Raw genomic sequence first — 16,755 nt, 5'->3', positions numbered from 1 at the left:
ATGTATCTGGGAATCGATCTCGGCACGTCCAATTCGGCCATCGTCGGCCATCAGGAGGGGCGGCTGACGCTGTTCAAGTCCGTCAGCGGGGAGGATGTGCTGCCTTCGGTGGTGATGCGCGACCGCACCGGCAGCCGCTATGTGGGCAAGCGCGCCTACGATCAGCTTCAGGTCTCTCCGCAAGGGATCGCCGCGCGCTTCAAGCGGCTCTTGGGCACCGATACCGCGCTGCCGTTCGGCACCGAGGACGAAACCATCACGCCCGAGGATGCCAGCGCCGAAGTGCTGCGCCAGTTGGTGAAGCAGGCGCGGATGCGGGTGGGCGATGCGGCGGTGGAGGGCACCGTGATCGCCGTGCCGGCGGCGTTCAACCAGATGCAGTCCGAAGCGACGATCCGCGCCGCGCGGGCCGCCGGGCTCGATCGGGTGGGGCTGTTGCAGGAACCGATCGCCGCCGCGCTCGCCTGTCTGGAGCGGCCGGGTACGCGCAGCGGGCTGTTCCTGATCTACGATCTGGGCGGCGGCACGTTCGACGTGGCGCTGGTGCGCGCGGTGGAGGGTTCGGTCTCCATCGAGGCGCATGAGGGCATCAACATGCTGGGCGGCAGCGATTTCGACCGCACGCTGGTCGACCGCGTGGTGCGCCCTTGGCTGCTCGCCAATTTCACGCTGCCGGAAGACTTTCACCGCCGCCCCGAATTTCGCCGCCTGCTGGCGCTGGCGACGGCCAATGCCGAACTCGCCAAGATCGAACTGTCGTTTGCCGAGCAGGCGATCATCTTCGTTTCCGACCATGACGCGCGTACCAACGACCTTGAGGGGCGGCCGATCTATCTGGAGATCGTGATCTCGCGCGCCGAACTGGAAGCGCTGGTGGCCGAGCGGATTGAGCGATCGGTCGAGCTTTGCCGCAAGGTCGTGGCGGACAATGGCTATGCGCCTTCGGACATCGACCGGGTGGTGCTGATCGGCGGGCCTTCGCGCATGCCGATCGTGCGCCGACTGGTTCCGGCCGGGCTGGGCATTGCCGCCGATCTGGAAATCGATCCGATGACGGCCGTGGCGCGCGGCGCGGCGATCTATGCCGAAGGGCGCGACTGGTCCGGCGCGGACGGAGCGGGCAGTGGCTCCGGCGGAAAGCAGGGGCGCCTGCAGGAAGCGGCGGGCGCGGCGGTATCCTACGACTACGAAGCGCGCACTTTGCGCGATCGCGGCCGCATTCGCGTCACGGCGCGGGCCGATGGGGCGGAGGGCCTGCGCGTCTCCGCACTGGCCAGCGACGGGCGCGACTATGGCGAGCGGCTGGTGAGCGAGAGCCCGGTCTTCTCGGTCCAGTTGGGCGAAGGCGAAACCCGCGTGCGGATGACCGTGACCGACGCGGCTGGTCGGCCGGTGGAAGATGCCTGCCGCGAGCTGACGATCACCCGCGTGGTCGCCGTGGCCGCCGGTGCACCCTGCACCAGCACCATCGCCGTGAAAGTGGAGGACAGCGACGGCGTGCGCACGATCAACGTGCTGGAACCGCTGGTGACCAAGGGCGAGACGCTGCCGCGCCAGGGCACCAAAGTCCTGCGCGCCGCGCGCAAGATCGATCCGGGCACGGCCGAATGGATCGACGTCGAACTGTTCGAACAGGCAGAGGGCGTGCCGGAGCCGGAGGCGAACCTGCTGGTGGGCGCGTTCCGCCTTTCCGGAGAGGATTTGCCTGCCTATAGCCGCCCGCTGGCCCCCGGCGAGCAAGTGGTGCTGCACTGGTCGGTGGATGACAGCCAGTTGATCCGCTGCTCCATCGAATTGCCCGACCACGGGCTGCACTTGCGCGATCACAGCTTCTATATCGAGGATCTGGCCCGCATCGATTTCGCCACGGGTGGCCGCGCCTATGCGACCGAGGCGATGGCCGGCGTCCACATGCGGATCGATCAGGCGCGCGATGTGCTGACGCGCCATGCGCCGGGCGAACTGAGCGACCTCTATGCCCGCATCGGCGAACAGTTCGACCGGCTGGAGATCACCGCCGATGCCGACGGTTTCCGCTCGATCGCGGAAGAGGCGCGGCTGATCGGGCAGAACCTTTCGCGCCTGCTGCATCGCCCGGAACTGCGCGCCGCGGTGCTGCGCCATGAACTGGAGGCGGCGGAACGACAGGTGCGAAACCTTTCCGCGATCCTCTCTCCGGGGGATATTTCGGAAGTGGCCAGCCATCGGGAAACCGCGCTGCGGGCGATTGCCGATGCCCGCTTCCAGATCGCGCGGCGCGCGATTGAGGCGATCGAAACGGTGCGCGGCCGCGCGCTGGTGGCGCAGCCCGAGTTCCTGGTCGGCCAGTTCCACTGGCTCTGCGGACAACGCCGCGCGGCGGTGGATGCCGTGCGCTTCGACCTCACCGCCCGCCGCGGAGAGGCGGCACTGGCGGCGAACGACCTGCAGGCCCTGCGTCAGGTGATCGGCGAGCTTTACGGCCTGCTGCCGGCCCGCGTGGAAGGCGGTGACGTTTCGGCGCTGGCCGGTTTGCGCCGCTAGCCGGGGCCGAGAGCAGGGGCCGATAGCAGGGCAGGCGGACCTGCCCGGCGCGGTCATTGCATGGCGAGCGAGGCGGCTTCCGCTGCGCAGGTCTCTGTTGGCGGCGGGGCGGGAAGGGCGTTGCCCGTCAGTTCGGTCCGCGCTGCCGCAAGGTCGGCCCGGAAGGTCGGATCCGCATGGAGCCGTGCCACTGCTGCCGCCGCGACCACGCGCCCGGCATCGACGTCGCTGGCCCAGTGCGCGTTGCAGACCAACCGGCTTTCCCCGAAATCGCGCCCGCGCTGGAGGATCGCGTCGGTCCGATCGGGGACCAGCTCGACAAGGATCAGCGCCCAGCCCCAGCCCAAAGCGCTATGGCCGGAGGGATAGGACCCATCCTGCCGCAGCGCTGCCTCGTCCGCCGGCAGGCATGTGCCGTTCCCGTGCGCGACGAAGGGGCGGACGCGCTGGTAATGCGTCTTCGCCTTGTAGGTCGAAAGGCCGATATCGATCATCGCCTTGCCCAGCAGCCGGTAGAGCACCGGCGTCCGCTTCGGGTCGGGCGTGACGCCGGCCGCGCAGGCGAAGGTCTGCAGGGCATGGGCGGGCTTCAGATCGGCATCGCTGGCCGCCTGAACGAAGCGGGGAGAGCCCGGATCGCGGGCACTGGCCTTGCTGACCTCCTCATCCCGCGCGAAGGCGGCCGACCCTGCCGGGGGCGGCGGGGGCAGCAGGGCAAGGCTGTCGGGCAACTGATCGGGCGGCAGATAGCCCTTGGGCATGTTTGCCGGCAGCTTGGCGGCAATGGACGGCGTTAGCGTGGGCGCCGTTCCTGTCGCGGGCTGATCGGCGGCCCCGGGCGCCGCCGCGATCATGAAGACCGCGACGGCGCCCAGCGCAACCGGCAGGGCCGGTTTACCGAGCCGCATCCGTCAGCTCGAACCGGCAGCGGCGTCGCCCATCTTGGCGATCGCGTCGTCGATGGTGAAGCTGTTGGGATGCTGGATCGGCGGGAAGTCCTTGAACGTCTCCGCGAACATCGCCGCGCCGGTTTGCGCGGCGTAGATGAAGTAGGCGTTGTACAGGAACCAGTCGTAGTAGGTATTCGACGTGATATCGGCGAACTCGTAAGGGTCCGTTCGCAGATTGAACAGCTTGGGCAAGCGTAGCCGCGTGAACGGTTCCGCCCAGACCTGCATGGTGCCCTTGCAGCGCTGTTCCAGGAAGACGAGCTTCCAGTTGTCGTAGCGCATGGCCAGGATGTCGCCATCGTCGCTGATGTAGAAGAAGAAGTTGCGCGGGCTCTTTTCTTCCTTGCCGGTGATATGGCCTAGCAGGCTTATGCCGTCGATGTGGTTCTTGTAGGTCCGCCCGATCGCCGGGTAGCCCTTTTTGACCTTCTCGACGATGTCTGGCTCACCGGCCATTTCCAGGAACGTCGGCAACCAGTCGTGGTGCTGGACGATGCCGTTCGACACTGATCCCGGCTCTACCTTGCCCGGCCAGCGGATGATGAGCGGAATGCGGAAGGCGCCTTCCCAGTTGGTGTTCTTTTCGCTGCGGAACGGGGTCATGCCGCCATCGGGCCAGGAATTGCGGTGCGGGCCGTTGTCGGTGGAATACATGACGAAGGTGTCGTCTGCGATGCCCATTTCGTCGAGCGCGTCGAGCACCTCGCCCACGTTCTTGTCATGATCGATCATGGTGTCGTGATAGGGCGACTGCCAGCGGCCGGCCTGGCCCAGGCTTTCCTTCTTCGTGTGCGTGAACATATGCATGTGCGTGGTGTTGATCCACACGAACCAGGGCTTGCCTTCGGCCTCCTGCTTTTTCATGAAAGCCAGCGCCGCCGCGACGAACTCGTCGTCGCAGGTTTCCATGCGTTCCTTGGTGAGCGGGCCGGTATCCTCGATCTTCTGCTTCCCCACCTTGCCCCAGCGCGGCATTTCGGTGGTGTCGTCGGTGTCCGTCGCCCAGCTGTGGATCACGCCGCGCGGCCCGAAACGGTCCTTGAAGTTCGGCATATCCGGCTCATGGGTCGGATAGTTGGCCATTTCCGGCTCTTCCTCGGCATTGAGGTGGTAGAGGTTGCCGAAGAATTCGTCGAACCCGTGGTTGGTGGGCAGCATGTGGTTCAGGTCGCCCAGGTGGTTCTTGCCGAACTGGCCGGTGGCATAGCCCTGTTCCTTCAGCAGCGCGGCGATGGTGACGATCTTCTCGCTCATGCCGATCGGCGCGGCGGGAATGCCCACTTTCGAAAGCCCGGTGCGCAGCACGCTCTGCCCGGTGATGAAGGAGGACCGGCCTGCCGTACAGCTCTGTTCGCCATAGCTGTCGGTGAACTTCATGCCTTCCTTGGCAAGGCGATCGATGTTCGGCGTTTTATAGCCCATCAGGCCGTCAGTATAGCAGCTGAGATTGCTGATCCCGATATCGTCACCCCAGATGACCAGGATGTTCGGCTTTCCATTCGGCATGGTAGAGTCCTTCCCATAAGTTCCCTTGCATGGTCGAAGTTCCGATCCGGATTATCTATCGGGGATTCCCCTAGGCCGACCTGGACAAATTCCGCATGGTCACGGCTGGTCGTCAGGAATGGACTGAGCGGGCGGCGCCGGCAGCAGCCACTGCCGCCAGATCAGCAGCAGCGCCGCCATCACCACAGGCCCCACGAACAGGCCGACGAGACCCATCTGCGCAAGGCCGCCGAACGCCCCGATCATCGCCAGCAGGAAAGGCAGCTTCACCGCTCTGCCCACCACCACAGGCTGCACGAAATTGTCGCCGATGGTCATGACCGCGGCGCCCAGCGCAAACAGCAGCACGCCGTCCAGCGTCGATCCTGAGGCGATCAGGATCAGGCTGGCCAGCCCGAACGCGGCCCATGCGCCGAACGGGATGAGCGCCAGCATGATCGTGAACGTGGCGAACAGGGTCGGCTGGGGAACCCCCGTCACCGCATAGCCCACACCGATGATCGCGCCTTCGATGAACGAGACCAGGATCGTGCCGGTAACGGTCGCGCGGGTCGCTTCCGCCAGCCGGGACAGGAAATCGCCGCCGAAGCTGCCGAACATGCGCACCGCGATCATGCGGCCCTGTTTGGCCAAAGCGTGTCCGTGCCAGAGCAGCCCGGCAAGCGCGACGGCGGTGATCACCACGGTTGCCGACCGGCGCACGATTTCAAGGCCGATCGCCTGCGTCCAACTGAGCAGCGAACTGGTGTTGAGGATATGCATCAGGTCATCCGCCAAACGCGGCCGGGCGAAATGATCTTGCCAGAAGCCCGCCGCGCGGCGGCCGAACAGCGGCAGTTCGGGCAGCCACGGCGGCATGGCGATGCCGGTCTGCTGCACGCGCGTGAACCAGTCGATCGCCGCCCGGCTTTCTTGCACCAGCGCGGCGGCGGCCAGCGACAGCGGCACCAGGATGAACAGCCCGGTGCCCAGCGCGAAGAGGATCGCCAGCGTGATCGGACGGTTCGGAAACCGCGCCACGGCGCGGCAGTAGAGCGGCCATTCCGCGATGGCCAGCACCGCCGCCCAGGTGAGCGGGGTCAGGAACGAAAATGCCACCCACAACGCCAGCGCCAGGATCAGCAGTGTCAGGACGATCTGGCGGGTATCGATCCGCATCCTGACGCCTTGCCCGTTTTCGTCGCCGGTCATGACCCCTTGGGCGGTCGGCGCACGCAGCGAAAGCCCACGTGCGAGGTGGAGGTATCCACCGGATGCGGGTGCCGCGCGGCCGGGCGGTAGCGCCGGCAATAGTTCGGGGCGCAGAGGTGCGATCCGCCCTTCAGCACGCGCCGGGCGATGCCGGCGGGGTCTTGCGGATCGATGCTGCCCGCCTGCGCGCGTTGCCGGGCGACGGTGCAGCAGCTGGGTCCGGGCGCTTTGCCCTGCACATTCTGGGACCACCAATCGGTCGTCCATTCCCAGGTGTTGCCGATCATGTCGAACAGGCCGAAGCCGTTGGCGGGATAGAGCCCCACCGGCGATGTCCGCACCCAGCCGTCTTCCGCCAGGTTGGCGTAAGGAAACAGGCCCTGCCAGACATTGGCGTGATGAACCCCGTCGGGCACGAGTTCGGTGCCCCAGGCGAATTCCTGCCCTTCGCGGCCGCCCCAGGCGGCATATTCCCACTCCGCCTCGGTCGGCAGGTCCAGCCCTGCCCAGGCCAGATAGGCCTCCACATCGACAAGGGCGACATGGACGACGGGATGGTCGAGAATATCCTCGATCGAACTGTCCGGCCCGGTGGGGTGGCGCCAGTCGGCGCCGGCGCGCAAGTCCCACCACTGACTGGCCGGGCCGCGCGCATCGACGGGGTGCCCGGGCGACTGGAAGACCAGCGAAGCAGGCACCAGCAGTTCGGGCAAGGCACCGGGATAGTCCGCCGCATCGGGTGCGATTTCCGAGAAAGTGCGGTATCCGGTGGCATCCACGAAGCGGGCGAACTCGGCATTGGTGACTGGGGTGCGATCGATCCAGAACCCATCCACCTCCACCGCGCGTTCAGGGCGTTCCTCGGGATAGTGCTGGTTGGACCCCATGGTGAAGCGCCCGCCGGGCAGCCAGACCATGTCGCGTTCGGCAATAACGGTTTCAGAAGTGGCTACGGCGGTCGCAGTGGTGCTTTCCATCGATTGCTTCCGTGTCAGTTCATGGCGGAGAAGTTGAAGGCGATTCCCGCGAAGGCGGCAACCCCCAACAGGCATAGGAAGATCGCGACGAGTAACGTGACCGAAACCGGGAAGGCGCTTTCCGCGTGGACCAGGCCTTCCTCGGCCATCGCCTTGCGCTCTGCGCGCAGTTCGGTGGCGAACTGCAGATGGCGGATGATGCCGCCTATCAGCAGCACCACGCCCAGCACGATCAGCGCCATGCCGAAATTGCGCGGGGCCTGGCTCTGCGCGATGACGTTGGCCTGATAGAGCTTGTTGAACGTCTGATAGATCGTGAAGCCGAAGCCGATCAGCGACAGCGCCGTGCGGATTTCCGACATCAGCGTGCGATCCGCGCTCATCCGCGTGCGCTGGAAGGACATTCCGGTGCGCCGCATCGACATCTCGGTCCGATGGTCCGACAGGTCGGTGCGATGCATGGAAAGATCGGTGCGGAATTCCGAAAGATCGGTACGATGTTCGGAAAGGCCGGTGCGGAATCGCGAGAGATTGCTGCGAAAGCGCGAGAACTGGGTGGAAGCCTGTTCGGCCTCCAGATTCTCTACATTGGGCAGATCCGGTACGGCGGGCAGGTCGATGCGTTCGGGTCGCACGCTCTTGCGCGGGTCGGTTTTCGTCTGGGGACTGGTGCTCATTACTTCGCTCCTGCGGGGGGCGGCGGGAATTTCGCGAGGACCGCGTTGACCGCGACGTCCACCTTCTCTTGCGAGATCTGGTCGGTGGTCACCTGCTGCGTGGCTTGCCCGTTCCAGACGGCCGCCTTGGTGGCGGTGTCGTAGACGTCGATCGTCAGCGTGCCGTCCGTCACATTGCGCACGTCCACCTGGTTGAAGCCGCCGCCCCAGCCGCCCCACGGGCGGAAATAGGGGCCATAGGCGCCCATGCTGGACACTTCGACGCGGTTGCGCGCGCCCAGCGTGAAGCCGATGGCGAAGTCGCCCGGATCGGCCTTGGTATAGCCGCGTGCCGCCAGCGCGTTGTCGATCGAAGTCCGCACCCGCTGGGTGAGCAGCGGATTGGTCCCCTGCGGCGCGATCGTATAGGCCCAGCTATAGGTCCGGAAGTGGGAGAAGTTGGCGTTCGGATCGGCATCAAAGCTGACTTGTGGCGTCGTGGTGCAGGATGCGGCGAGCATCGTGCAAAAGGCCAGGGTTACCGCGCGCGCTTTCATCGCTGCCTCCTTGCTGAAATTGCCTCGACTATCGTGGTGCGAAGCGCGATCATCTATCGGGAATCTCCCTGATCAGGCGCACCTGCCAACCCGGATCGCATGGGGCCGCAAAAGGGCGGAAGCGGCGGTCAATCCACGCTCGGCCCCCAGCACTGTCCCTCGCCCCGAACGGAGACAATTCCCCAGGCATCAAAGGGATTCTCCCGATGTGCCGCCTTGTCCAAACCTGTGAACGTGCCGGCCGATATTCCCCGCAGGAGAGACAAGATGCATCTTCTGAAGAACCGGTCCGTCGCCGGGGCGGTCGCGGTGACGCTGGCCCTGATCGTGCCGGCCGGGCCCCTAGCAGCCCAAACCCCGCCGGTTCAGACCGCCACTGCTGCTGCGGCCTCGGGCACGACCGCAAGCAGCACGCTGGATCCGGTGGCGCTGCAGGCGCTCACGGGCATGGGCAACTATCTGAAGACGCTGAAGACCTTCGAGGTCCGCAGCAATGCAACGATGGAAGCCGCGCTGGAGGATACCGATCTGGTGGTCCATCTGGGGTACGAGGGTACCTACCGCGTCCAGCGGCCCAATGCCTTCTACATCCAGCTGAAGTCCGACCGCGCGGTGCGGGAGTATTTCTACGACGGCAAGACGATGACCGTGAACGTGCCGCGCCAGAACTTCTACGCAACGGCGGCGGCCCCGCCGACGATCCGGCAGACGGTGGACAAGATCTACGCGGACTATGGCATCATGCTGCCGCTGGCGGACCTGTTCTACTGGTCGGAAAGCCCGATGACGGACGGCATCACTTCGGCCGTTCGGGTGGGGTTTGCACGGGTGAACGGGCAGGAGACCGATCAGTTCATCTATCGCGGCCCGGATCTGGACTGGCAGGTGTGGATCGCGCGCGGCTCGGCACCGTTGCCGCTGAAGATCGTGATCACCGATCGCAGCGATCCGCTTCGGCCGTCCTACAGCGCCGAACTGACCTGGAACACATCCCCGACGTTCACCGCGAAGGACTTCACGTTCACGCCGGATCCCAAGTCGACGGCGATCAAGATGGCCAGCCTCAAGGGAGGGCAGTGAGATGCGCGACAGGATGGTGAAGATCGCCGGGCTCGTTTCCGCGCTGACGCTTGTCGCCACCGCCGTCACCCCCGCAGAGGCGCAGCGCCGGTTCGGCGGTGGGGGATTCCGCGGCGGGGCGGCAGGCGGTGGCTTCCATGCCCGCGCGCCCGTCAATTTCCACGCGCCCGGCAGCGGCGGCGGCGGCATCCGCAATCCCGCCGTGCCGCGCGGTGGCGGTGGCGGTGGCGGTGGCGAAGGCCCCGGCCCGCGCCCCGGGCCCGGGCCTAATCCGGGACCTCATCCCGGACCCGGCCCCGGACCTGGCCCTGGCCCTGGCCCGAACCCGGGGCCGCATCCGGGCCCAGGACCCGGACCGGGACCGGGACCGGGCCCAGGACCTCATCCCGGACCTGGACCTGGACCTGGACCGGGGCCGCACCCCGGACCGCCACCTCCTCCCCCGCCGCCGGGATGGGGCTGGGGTTGGGGCTGGGACGACGATCCCTTCTGGGATGCCGCCGCCGTCGGCATCGTCGCGGGAACCACTGCGGCGGTAGTCGCCAGCGCTTCCCAGCCTCAGACGACGGTGGTTGTGCAAAGCACCGCGGTCGGCGCGACGGTCTATACTCTGCCGTCGGGATGCCCGAAGGTCGTGCGCGGCAGCGTCACCTACTTCAGCTGCGACAACATCTGGTACCTTCCGCAGTACCAGACTTCCGGCGTGACTTATCTGATCGTCAATCCGCCGGGCTGATCCGGATCGGCCGTCTTCCCTGCGCCCGTGGGCCCGGGGAAGACGGCGGGTTCGCCGGATCACTTGCCTGCGTATCGGGCCCTTGCATCAGGAACCCGCATCGCAGGCGAATGACCGGTGCGGGTACTGGCGGGCCACGCAGCGGGAGGGCACGATATGTCAGAGGCGGTTTGCACATTCGCGATGCGCGAATTTCGCAGCGCCGGTGCGGCAGGAAAAAATGGGCCCTTTCCTTCAGGACTTTTGCCGGGCGGTCCGCAGCCGCTCGATCTCCGCGCGGTCGATCACGCCATCGTGGTTGGCGTCGGCAAGGTTGAAAGTCCGATCATCGTTGTTCCGGAATTCCGCGTGGGTGATCGTGCCGTCATGGTTGGTGTCGGCAAAGCGGAACAGGCTATCGAATTTCGCTCCGTAACGCCGGCTGTTGGCCAGGCGCGGAAAGTCGGACTTCGTCAGCGCGCCGTCTCCGTTGCGGTCCATTTTCCCGAATTCCTGTTCCCGCGCGGCCCCGAATTCGGCGCGGGTGATCCGTCCATCGCCGTTCTGATCCGCGCGCTGAAACGCCGCGGCGCGGTCGGCGCCGGCCTGAGCGCCGGCCTGTCCACCCGCCTGCGCATTGGCCGCTTCGCCCGCTGCAAGGCACGACAGGAATGCGGATACGATAAGAATTTTCGGTCCCGTGCGCATGATGCGTCTCCCTGGTCCAAGTTTCACCGGAATGGCCGCCCCGGAAATAGCGCGCGCAACCGGTGGGCGGCCAGCCAGACTCCTACTGAGATGGATGGCGGAAAGTCGGTAGCCGATCGGATTTTGGCGCCGGCACGGCATCGAATCTGGGCGAATGCTTCGCAGACCCGATCCGGGATACGCCATCTTGAGGCAGGATCGCGGAATAGAGACCGGAGAATGCAGCAATGCATTCCAGGAATTCGGGCAGAGCGACCGGTATTGCTTGCCGATTACTGCATCATGCGGGTTTATTTCTGCCAGCCGCACCAATATTTCAAGGAGTTAGTTCGGTGCTCTAGGGAAAATCCCGATTGATCGGAAATATGGCGAGACGATGATGGTGAACCCAGCTTTGCGAACCTGAAAACAGACCATGAGAAAAGACGTTCGAAATGCGGCCAACCACTAGCAGGATCCTGATCGCCGACGATCACCAGGCCATGCGCCAGGGCGTACGGACCTTGCTGGAATCGCATGCGGGCTTCCAGGTCATCGGTGAAGCCGGTGACGGGCGAGAGGCGCTGAATCTGGCGATCGAGACTACGCCGGACATCGCCATCCTGGACTATTCGCTGCCGCTGATGAACGGGCTGGAACTGACGCGGGCGATCAAGCACGCGCTGCCGCGCACCGAGATCCTGATCTACACGATGCACGACCGCGAAAGCATCCTGATCGACGTGCTGCGCGCCGGCGCGCGGGGTTATGTGCTGAAGTCCGACAGCGGCACGCATCTGGTGGCCGCGGTGCGGGCACTGGCGAACCGCAAGCCCTATTTCTCGGGCGCGATCTCGGAAACGCTACTGGAACACTTCATCGAGAGCGATCATGAGGCCAATCGGGGCATCACCCTGACCGCGCGCGAGCGGGAGATCGTGCAGCTGATCGCGGAGGGCAAGCTGAACAAGCAGATCGCGCATATCCTGGAAATCAGCGTGAAGACGGTCGAGACGCACCGCGCCGCGAGCATGCACAAGCTGAAGATCAGGACGACTGCCGAGCTGGTACTTTACGCGGTTCGGAACAATATCGTTGAGCCGTGACGCGGCTCTTGGCTGTATCGTCGGTACGGCGCTGCGGGAAATAGGCGCCGATATGCGTGCCGTTCAGGCGGCGCTCCACGCAGAACATCCCGCCAAGCCCCTCCACCCTTTCGCGCATGCCGGCAAGGCCGACGCCGACCGCTTCGCGCATCCGGCCCTCTGCGATGTCCGCCGGGATACCGATCCCGTCGTCCTCTACCTCCAGGGCAAGATACTTGGCCACACTGCGCAGGCGTACTTCCACCGAGCTGGCGAAAGCATGCTTGCCGACATTGACCAGCGCCTCCTGCGCCACGCGGTACAGCGCCAGTTCCAAATCGGCCGAGGGGCGAAGATAGCCGGCCAGGTTGTGGAACCGCACGTTCAGCCCGGTCCGCCGCGCGAAGCCTTTCAGGAACGCGCCCAGCGCTTCGACGATGCCGCCGGCCGCCAGCTCGGGCGGATGCAGCACGTAGCTGAGCGTGCGCATCTGGTGCTGCGCGGTGCTGATCGCGCGCTCGATCTCCACGCAGGCCTGTTCGATCGTCTCGAACGTATGCGCCTTGCGCACGGTTTCCAGCGTGACTTGCGCCAGCGCCAGATATTGCGAGGTGCCATCGTGCAGATCGCGCGCGATGCGGCGGCGTTCCTCATCCTGCGCGCGGAGCAGTTTTGCCTGTTGCGCACGGCGGGAGCAGCGCTGGCCCGCGGCGTTCCGCTCTCCCTCCAGCGCGACGAGCATCTGCCCCATCGGCCCGGACATGCGGGTGGCATGGATCGTCACCACGTCGGGATCGGACGCCAGCAGGCGATAGGACCGCGTGGCGGACAGCACGCCGCCGTAGAGTACGCTTGTTAATTGATCGCGGACTTCCGCGCGGCTTGCCTCGTCGATCGGAAGGCGGTCCAGCGCAGCCTCGAAAGGGGCACCGACGATGGAATTTCGGTGATCCGGGCCCGCCAGAAACCGCATGGTGCGGGCAAGGTTCGCGGTTTGCACCCTGCCATCGCAGCCGACCGTGAAGATATCGATGGGAAGTGCGAGCATGAGTTGCTGCACCACTGCCACAAGTCCGGTATTTTCTTTTGAAATCCTGGCGAGGGGTAAATCGATTACGACGGATTCACTGCCAAAATTCGCATTCGTCATGCGTTGTGCCTCGTATCCGCACCCGCTTAGGGCAGTACATCTATTAGCAAATTCAAGTAAGGTACTCCACCGATATTGCATATACCTCCAAAGTCTATCGCCGTGCTGACGGATTCATCCTGCATCGCGGAGCATCGCATGGGTGCATTTTCTATGAACAATGCGATGTTAACTAACAAATGCTATGAAACCCCGCGGATTCGGGGGGTTCCACAGGCGCGAGTTAGCCTTGAAAAGGGATGTTGATCGCTTGTGCAGCGCAGCATGCAAAAGGTTGCTGTCGCCTAAATCAGATATCTTGCCTAATCCATTGAACGCGAAGTCTTCGCCAGAAAACGTTCATGACAATTTCTTTGCATGCTTTTGCGCGAATCGATTCGCGCAAATCGCGGCCTGACTGACATCTGCTTACGGCGTGGCATTCATTGATGCCTGTGCAACGGGATGGAGAATTTTTCTTTTCGGAATTGTTTCCGGTAGTTGCAAAATCTTCAGCTTAAAGAAAGATTCACCCTCTTGATCCCGCCGCAAGACATGCCTTCCGCAAATTTGCGGCCGTGGCTTGACGGATGTCCAATGGCGGCGGCAAACGGCGGTCCGTCCCCCGATCCGGAGAAGCCTGCATGTCCGCACCGCAGTCCCGCGAAGCCGTTGGCCCGCACTATTCGATCGCGGCGCTGCGCGAGGCGCAGGCCCTGTCGTGGCGCGCGCTGGAGGCGATCGCCGCGCAAGTCCGACCGGGCATGACGGAGGGTGAGGCGCAGGCCGCGGGTCTTGCCGTGCTGGAAGATCTGGGGATGGAGCGTTCGTGGCATCCGCTGCTGATCCGCTTTGGCAGCAATACGCTGAAGATCTTCAGCGACCGTTCTTCCGGCGATGCCGTGCTGGCCGAAGACGACATCTTCTTCATCGACATGGGCCCGGTGTTCCTGGGTCACGAAGGCGATGTCGGCGCGACGTTCACGGTGGGCGCCGATGCGGAGATGCAGGCCTGCGCCGAAGCGGTGCGCGTGCTGTTCGACCGGGTGCGCGCGATCTGGGACGGCGGCGCGGTATCCGGCCGCGCGCTTTACGAACGCGCGGCAGAAGAGGCGCAGGCGATGGGCTGGGTGCTCAACCTCGACATTCGCGGGCACCGCGTTAGCGACTATCCGCATTCGGTGCACAAGGGCGGCAATTTGGGCGATTTCGATGCCGTTCCGGGGACCGGGCTGTGGATTCTGGAAATGCAGATCCGCCATCCCACGCGGCCTTTCGGCGCGTTTCACGAGGATCTGCTCGTCTGAATGCGTTTTTGCGGCACCGGCCCTCTCCCCCACCCTGCCACCCAACGGTTGTATCCTGCGGGTGGCAGGGTGGGGGAGAGGGCCGGTGCCGTGCTGAAAATGCCCGGTGGGCATTTTTCAAACATCCTCAAGCACGCGCCGTCTTCCGCTTGATCCAGATCTGATAGGGGATCTGTACCAGCACGCCGTTCAGCAGGAACAGCAGAACGGCGGCGGAGATCGCCTTGTTGGCGTGGTTGGCGCCGGCCAGCGCCAAGGCGATGCCGGGATGGCGCATGGATGCGGCGAAGGCCAATGTCGAACGGTTGGCAAGCTCCGGCCCGCCCAGCAGATGCCCGCCGATCAGCGCGACCACGACCACGGCGCCCATGGCAAGCACCGTGCCGTCTCCCACCAGTTTCATCATGGCCGGGAACACCGCGATCAGCACTGGCACGAAGGCCAGTACCAGCATGACGTTCGCAATCATCGTCAAAGTGCGCGGCAGGGCGGGGGAAACGGTGTGCAGCACGGCGCGGCCCAGCAGTAGCCCGATGGCCAGCGGAATCGTCAGCCCGATCAGCAGATTGTGCGCCACCACCGCCATCGGGAACTGTGCCTGCACGTCGTAGAACCGCGCCCCCCAGGCGCCCAGCACCGGCACGAACACCAGCGCCAGCAGCGCGCCGGCTGCCTGCAGGCCGTAGACATAGCCCGCATGGCCGCCGAACTTCAGGGCCTTGCCCGGCACCAGCGGCGGCACGGGAGAAATGGCCATCAGGAAAATCGCCGCCTTGGCCGCGTAGGAGATCGGGCACAGCGCGATCACGATGACCGCGGCGATGACTGGAATGACGACAATCGCCAACATCGCCCGCCCCAGCAAGGCGGGCCGGGTGAGCACATAGGCGAAGTCTCCCCGCGAAGAGGCGATGCCCGCGGACATGACCAGCAGGGCGATACTGCCGGTAAGCAGCAGCGGAATCAGATGCCGGGCGATTTCCATCGGTCAATCCTCCCCTTGGGAATGCAGGTCATGATCGCCGTTTCGCGCGGCAATTTTCATCGGGGAAACCCCGGAGGCGGCAGGCGGATTGCAACCAGTGACCCTTGCCAGTGTCTCTCAGAACGCCTCGCCAATGCCGAAGTAGACGGCGTGCGAATCCTTCCCCATTGCGAAGTCCAGCCGCAAGTTGGTGCCCGTCTGCTGCGAAGCGCGGAACCGCAGACCCATGCCGGCGCTCGGCAAGATCTTGGTATTGCCGACATCGCCGAGACTGTCGGCAATTCCGCCCACGCCCGCGAAGAACACCGCCCCGAATTTCCCGCCCAGATGCTGGCGCCATTCGGCTTGCGTCGCCCATGAGGCGCCGTCGCGATAGCGGCCCATCTCGTACCCGCGCAGATCGCTGTTCTGGCCGTACATGCACAAGTCGTAGAACGGCCCGCCCTTCGATACCGCGCACATCCCCCCATGCAGCGCCAGCGTGCCGCCGGACGTCACCGGAAAGAACACATTCGCGGCGGCCTGCCACTTGTTGTAAGTGAAGTCGCTGCCCAGCCAGTCGGTATTGAACAGGCCGACCACCGTGACGTTCACCCCCTTGCGCGGGGCGAACTGATTGTCGCGGCTGTCGAAATCGATGGCGGGGCCAAGGCCGGAAATCTGGCTGTCCAGCACGCCTTTCGGCAGGTTCAGATCGGGAAACAGCGGATTTTCGCGTTCGATCCGCGAATTGATCTTCATCAGCTGAAAGCGGGGGCCGATGTAGAGATTCTTGGCCAGCCGGTACTGGCCTTGCGCCATCACCAGCGTGCCCTTGTCCTGCATGTCCACCGAAACGCCGCGCGCGCCGGCATTGGGGCCGATGCCGTAGAAGTTCACGTTGACGTTGGCATAGCCGCCGAACAGCAGGACTTTGAAGCGATCATGGTCCAGCGCCATGCTGTGCACCAGGCCGCCGCCCCAGCTCTTGTTGCTGGTGTAGAAGCCGCCACCGCCGGTGACCCAGGGCTGCTCCGATCCGTTGGGGTTGTAGAACATCACGCCGGCCAGCATCAGGCCGGCGCCCAATGTCGGGTTCGACATGGGGATGGGGACGACCAGCAGGTCGGGCTTCATCTTCTTCGTTTCGGCGGGATTAGCATCAGGCGCTGCGGCCTCATCCTTCCGGGCGGCCTTGTCGTTGCCCAGCGCCGTGCCGGCGGTGACGGCATCGGTCGCCACCTGCTGCACTTGCATCTGCTGCTGGGCGAGGGCGGGGAAAGACACGGAAAGGGCCAGAGAAGCGATCAGCGAGGCAGCGCGTAGCCGGCGGGAGGGCCGCTTGCCGGGGACGATTGAGGGCATGTCCGCTTCTCCCTTCGCTGTGCCCTTCCGTGCCAGGCTACTCAGCCATCGTTCTACCCGGCC

15 protein-coding genes are annotated in these 16,755 nt (G+C 65.0%); 5 read left to right on the top strand and 10 right to left on the bottom strand.

Annotated elements, in window-relative coordinates; translation table 11 throughout:
• Nucleotides 1-2,523, top strand: a complete 2,523-nt coding sequence (locus ACZ1JC_RS05870; protein WP_465138866.1) for an Hsp70 family protein — start codon at nt 1-3, stop codon at nt 2,521-2,523.
• 53 nt (nt 2,524-2,576) lie between these two features.
• Here the strand turns inward: ACZ1JC_RS05870 and ACZ1JC_RS05865 are convergent, their stop codons facing one another.
• From ACZ1JC_RS05865 to ACZ1JC_RS05840, 6 genes are all read right to left on the bottom strand, one after another.
• Nucleotides 2,577-3,431, bottom strand: coding sequence for an acid phosphatase (locus tag ACZ1JC_RS05865; RefSeq protein ID WP_465138867.1), 855 nt, complete (start codon nt 3,429-3,431; stop codon nt 2,577-2,579).
• A 3-nt stretch (nt 3,432-3,434) separates the two neighbouring features.
• Nucleotides 3,435-4,979, bottom strand: coding sequence for an arylsulfatase (locus tag ACZ1JC_RS05860; RefSeq protein WP_465138868.1), 1,545 nt, complete (start codon nt 4,977-4,979; stop codon nt 3,435-3,437).
• Nucleotides 4,980-5,078: 99 nt separating this feature from the next.
• The gene (locus tag ACZ1JC_RS05855; RefSeq protein WP_465138869.1) at nt 5,079-6,170 is read right to left on the bottom strand and encodes an AI-2E family transporter; all 1,092 of its coding nucleotides are present in this window, start codon (nt 6,168-6,170) and stop codon (nt 5,079-5,081) included.
• A complete protein-coding gene (locus ACZ1JC_RS05850; RefSeq protein WP_465140284.1) occupies nt 6,167-7,087 on the bottom strand; it encodes a formylglycine-generating enzyme family protein in 921 nt (306 codons plus the stop codon). Before ACZ1JC_RS05850 ends, ACZ1JC_RS05855 begins: the two co-directional genes overlap by 4 nt.
• A gap of 74 nt (nt 7,088-7,161) precedes the next feature.
• On the bottom strand, nt 7,162-7,824 hold the full coding sequence (locus tag ACZ1JC_RS05845) for a YidH family protein (protein WP_465138870.1): 663 nt from the start codon (nt 7,822-7,824) through the stop codon (nt 7,162-7,164).
• Nucleotides 7,824-8,360, bottom strand: coding sequence for a DUF4136 domain-containing protein (locus ACZ1JC_RS05840; RefSeq protein WP_465138871.1), 537 nt, complete (start codon nt 8,358-8,360; stop codon nt 7,824-7,826). The genes ACZ1JC_RS05845 and ACZ1JC_RS05840 overlap by 1 nt, the downstream gene beginning before the upstream one ends.
• Before the next feature lie 267 nt (nt 8,361-8,627).
• On the opposite strand from ACZ1JC_RS05840, the gene ACZ1JC_RS05835 reads away from it, so the two are divergent.
• Nucleotides 8,628-9,440 carry a DUF2092 domain-containing protein gene (locus tag ACZ1JC_RS05835; RefSeq protein WP_465138872.1) on the top strand — a complete coding sequence of 271 codons (813 nt, stop codon included), beginning with the start codon at nt 8,628-8,630 and terminating at the stop codon, nt 9,438-9,440.
• A 1-nt stretch (nt 9,441) separates the two neighbouring features.
• Entirely contained in the window at nt 9,442-10,176 is a 735-nt protein-coding gene (locus tag ACZ1JC_RS05830; protein ID WP_465138873.1) for a hypothetical protein, read from the top strand.
• A 234-nt stretch (nt 10,177-10,410) separates the two neighbouring features.
• Here ACZ1JC_RS05830 and ACZ1JC_RS05825 read toward each other — a convergent pair whose 3' ends face one another.
• A complete protein-coding gene (locus ACZ1JC_RS05825; RefSeq protein WP_465138874.1) occupies nt 10,411-11,172 on the bottom strand; it encodes an EF-hand domain-containing protein in 762 nt (253 codons plus the stop codon).
• 125 nt (nt 11,173-11,297) lie between these two features.
• On the opposite strand from ACZ1JC_RS05825, the gene ACZ1JC_RS05820 reads away from it, so the two are divergent.
• Entirely contained in the window at nt 11,298-11,948 is a 651-nt protein-coding gene (locus ACZ1JC_RS05820) for a response regulator (protein ID WP_465138875.1), read from the top strand.
• Here ACZ1JC_RS05820 and ACZ1JC_RS05815 read toward each other — a convergent pair.
• Nucleotides 11,890-12,975, bottom strand: coding sequence for a sensor histidine kinase (locus ACZ1JC_RS05815; protein ID WP_465138876.1), 1,086 nt, complete (start codon nt 12,973-12,975; stop codon nt 11,890-11,892). The genes ACZ1JC_RS05820 and ACZ1JC_RS05815 overlap by 59 nt on opposite strands.
• Before the next feature lie 725 nt (nt 12,976-13,700).
• On the opposite strand from ACZ1JC_RS05815, the gene ACZ1JC_RS05810 reads away from it, so the two are divergent.
• Entirely contained in the window at nt 13,701-14,363 is a 663-nt protein-coding gene (locus ACZ1JC_RS05810; protein WP_465138877.1) for a M24 family metallopeptidase, read from the top strand.
• 127 nt (nt 14,364-14,490) lie between these two features.
• On the opposite strand, the gene ACZ1JC_RS05805 is transcribed toward ACZ1JC_RS05810, so the two are convergent.
• Both ACZ1JC_RS05805 and ACZ1JC_RS05800 read right to left on the bottom strand, forming a co-directional pair.
• Nucleotides 14,491-15,348: a Na+-dependent transporter gene (locus ACZ1JC_RS05805; RefSeq protein WP_465138878.1), complete on the bottom strand. Its 858-nt coding sequence runs from the start codon at nt 15,346-15,348 to the stop codon at nt 14,491-14,493.
• 117 nt (nt 15,349-15,465) lie between these two features.
• On the bottom strand, nt 15,466-16,692 hold the full coding sequence (locus tag ACZ1JC_RS05800; RefSeq protein WP_465138879.1) for a BamA/TamA family outer membrane protein: 1,227 nt from the start codon (nt 16,690-16,692) through the stop codon (nt 15,466-15,468).
• Nucleotides 16,693-16,755 lie beyond the last annotated feature (63 nt).

Source organism: Sphingomonas sp. BL-S-28 (assembly GCF_055521515.1).
The sequence above is the reverse complement of the archived record's forward strand: the minus strand, read 5'-3'. Positions and strand labels throughout refer to the sequence as shown.